Raw genomic sequence first — 205 nt, forward strand, 5'->3', positions numbered from 1 at the left:
CCTGGTCCGGGTTGGCGGTCGTGGGACAGTTATCGACCTCGTCGGCGATGCCATCATTGTCGCTGTCGACGATCGTGGTACAAGCGTCTCCGGTACCATCACCATCGCTGTCGGTTTGATCCGGGTTGGCGGTGGCCGGGCAGTTATCGGTATTGTCCGTTACGTAACCCTCCGGCTGCTCACAGGCAACCAGCGAGTCGTTCGG

1 protein-coding gene is annotated in these 205 nt (G+C 61.0%); it reads right to left on the bottom strand.

What is annotated here, in order from left to right; genetic code table 11:
- A partial coding sequence (locus tag DRW39_RS22150; protein WP_198664988.1) for a thrombospondin type 3 repeat-containing protein occupies window positions 1-205 on the bottom strand: 205 nt, incomplete at both ends.

The organism is Lewinella sp. IMCC34191 (assembly GCF_003390935.1).
In the GTDB taxonomy this organism is placed as follows: Bacteria; Bacteroidota; Bacteroidia; order Chitinophagales; family Saprospiraceae; genus Neolewinella.